Genomic DNA, 3154 nt, shown 5'->3' with positions numbered 1-3154 from the left:
GCGCGGGGTGGCTCAGCCGCTGGTGCTGATGGGCTACCTCAACCCCTTCCTCGCTTACGGGCCGGAGCGCTGGGTCAAGGATGCTGCTGCTGCCGGTGCGGATGGGGTGATTCTGCCCGATTTGCCGCCGGAAGAGGGCGCGTTTTTTGAATCCTGCTGCGAGACGCATGGCATGGCGCTCATTTACCTGCTTTCGCCCGCTACGCCTCCGCAGCGCGCCGGCATCATTGCCGCCCGAACGCGCGGATTCCTTTACCTTGTTTCGTTAACCGGCGTGACCGGCGCGCGCCAGCGCCTTCCGGAGGGATTGGAGGATTTGATCCGCCGCACTCGTTCGCTGACGCAGACGCCGCTGGCGGTCGGGTTTGGGATTGCCACGCCGCAGCAGGCGCGGCTGGTTGCCAGAAACGCCGATGGGGTCATCATTGGCTCGGCGCTGATTGATGCGGTGAGGAATGCCGCCGACCCTTCGGGCGCGGCTGCCAAATTTGCCCAAACCCTGCGGGCGGCTGTGGAGGAGATTGAAGCGCAGGTTTCCGCTGCGGGCTGAATTCGGATATACTAGAAGCATGCTCACGATCAGCGAAGCCATCCAGCATTACCTGACGGTCAAACGCGCCAGCCCGCGCACCATTAAATCCTACCGCAACGGGCTGAACGCCTTTTGCCAGAGCCTGCGCAGCGGCCGGCGCCTGCCGGACGGCAGCCGTCAATCCCTCGACCCCGACCAGACCCCCGCCGATCAACTGGACGAAGGCTGGGTGGCGGTTTTCATCGAAGACCTGCAAAACCTCAGCCCGGCCAGCCAGAACCTGTACCTTTCGGCGGTCAAGGGGCTGTATAAATTTCTGCTGGCCGAGCGCATTGCCAGCCCGCACCTGCCGCGCATCGAGCAGCTGATTGCCGAACGCGCCCGGAAAGCCGGCCGCCGCCGTCCGCAGTTCCCGCGCGAGGACATCGAACGGCTGATCGAGTACGCCCAGAACCTGATTCACGCCCCGCTGCCCGAGGAGGACGAACCGCCCGGTGCGGGGCAGAAGACTTCGAAACCGGCCGCGCGGCGCGCCGAACGCCGCCGCGTGCGCCTGCGTAACCTGCGCGACCGGGCTTTCATTTTACTGCTGGCGGATACCGGCCTGCGGGTTTCGGAAGCCTGTCAGCTGCGGATTGGCGATGTGGACTTTCTGGAAGCACGCCTGCGGGTGGTGGGCAAGGGCGATCAGGAGGACTGGGTGCGCGTTTCGGAGCGCGTGCTGAATGCCCTGCAGGACTACCTGAACGAACGGCAGCCGGCGGCGGAACATGCTGCCGCGCCCCGCCGCGGGCGGCCGGCGGCGCTGGAACAGCGCAGCCCGCTGTTCGTGCGCCATGACCGCCGTGCCCGTTCAGTGCAGCCTTCCGCGCTGGACCCTTCCACGGCCTGGGATATTGTGCGCGGGCGGGCGGCTGAGGCGCTGGGCAGTGAAGCCGCCTCAAGCATCCATCCGCACGCTTTCCGCCATTATTTTGTGACCATCGTCCTGCTGGCGACCAATAACATGGAAAAGGCACGCCGGCTGGCGCGTCACCGCAGCATCATCACCACCCAGCGCTATGCCGAAGTTGACCCCGAACTGGACCGCGATTATCACGAGATTTTCAACAAGAAGGCGGAGTGAGTGGTATTTGAATATTTTATGGTAAGACGGTAAGGGCGATTGGCGGGCGTTGGGCCCGGTCGCGCAGTCACTCCATTCAAGACATGACAGGGGTCACCCCTTATTGGTGAGTTTTGTTTGTTTGATCTGCTTGTGAAATTTTGAACAATATGCTACAATTCGTTTTGTGAAATTTATCACAAATTACTGATTTGGAGGATTTTGACGATGATTACGACTTCAATTTTCCCGGGACGATATGTGCAGGGTTACGATGCGTTGAAGCATCTGGGAGAGGAAAGCCTTCGATTTGGTTCAAAGGCGCTGCTCCTGGCCGACCCCCTGGTTTATGAGAAGATTCTTCCTGAACTGCTCCCCGTTTTCGACGGGAAGGTCGCCGTTCAGGTTGAAAAATTCGGAGGCGAATGCTCAGACGAAGAAATTGAGCGCTTGCAGGTTGTTGGGAAAACCTTTGGGGCGGAGGTGGTAATTGGCATTGGCGGCGGTAAAACGCTGGATACCGCCAAGGCCGTGGCCTATTTTCTCAAACTTCCGCTGATGATTGCGCCGACCATTGCCTCAACCGATGCTCCGTGCAGCGCGCTTTCGGTGATTTATACTCCTGATGGACAATTCAAACGCTATCTTTTCCTGCCGGCCAACCCGAATGTGGTGCTGGTAGATACCCGTATCATTGTTGGAGCGCCGGCCCGCTTCCTGGTGAGCGGGATGGGCGACGCTCTCGCGACCTGGTTTGAAGCCGAGTCATGCCGGATCAAGCGTGCGCCGAATATGACCGGCCGTCTCGGATCCATGACGGCTTACGCGCTGGCGCGCCTCTGTTACGAAACCCTGCTGGATTACGGGGTTCAGGCGGTAACCGCCAACCGTGCCGGTGTGGTAACCGATGCTTTCGAAAAAGTCGTTGAAGCCAACACCCTGCTGAGCGGTTTGGGGTTCGAATCGGGCGGTTTGGCGGCTGCCCATGCCATTCACAACGGCCTGACCGCCCTGGAGCCTACTCACCATTATTTCCACGGCGAAAAGGTGGCCATCGGCACGCTGGCTTCCCTGTTCCTGACCGGTAAAAGCCCGGAAATGATTGACGAAGTCTTTACCTTCTGCGAGGCTGTCGGCCTTCCGACCACCCTTGCCGAGATTGGACTGGCTGAGGTCAGCGACGAAGACCTGATGCGCGCCGCCGAAAAAGCCTGCGCCCCCGGTGAGACCATTTACAACGAACTGGGTGAGATCACCCCGCAAGCGGTTTTTATGGCTCTCAAGGCTGCCGATGCCGAAGGTCGGCGTCGCAAAGGGAAATAACGTTAGAAAACGGATCAGTACCCCACCCCTGCCGAAAGGGGTGGGGATTTTTTTTTGTTGGTTTATTTTCCGCTTAAGTTTTTTTTTGCAAATTTTGGTAATCAAAATTCTTTTTAAGACTGTTAGGAAAAGTTGAAAAGTGGACACTTATAAAGTTGAAAAGTGGACAGTTGTGGGAAGGGTGGAAATAAAGT

The 3154-nt window shown here is 59.0% G+C and carries 3 protein-coding genes; all 3 read left to right on the top strand.

What is annotated here, in order from left to right; all coding sequences use genetic code 11:
• Positions 1-550, top strand: a 550-nt coding sequence (gene trpA / locus VAE48_RS08325; RefSeq protein WP_322792860.1) for a tryptophan synthase subunit alpha, incomplete at its 5' end; no start/stop codon positions are given.
• A gap of 19 nt (positions 551-569) precedes the next feature.
• The gene (locus VAE48_RS08320) at positions 570-1658 is read left to right on the top strand and encodes a tyrosine-type recombinase/integrase (RefSeq protein ID WP_322792859.1); all 1089 of its coding nucleotides are present in this window, start codon (positions 570-572) and stop codon (positions 1656-1658) included.
• Positions 1659-1865: 207 nt separating this feature from the next.
• Complete coding sequence (locus VAE48_RS08315; protein ID WP_322792858.1) at positions 1866-2960, top strand: glycerol dehydrogenase; 1095 nt, start codon at positions 1866-1868, stop codon at positions 2958-2960.
• Positions 2961-3154 lie beyond the last annotated feature (194 nt).

Origin of the sequence: Bellilinea sp. (genome assembly GCF_034432615.1) — a bacterium.
In the GTDB taxonomy this organism is placed as follows: Bacteria; Chloroflexota; Anaerolineae; order Anaerolineales; family Anaerolineaceae; genus Bellilinea.
Note: the sequence above shows the minus strand (reverse complement) of the source record. Positions and strands in the feature narration are given on the sequence as shown.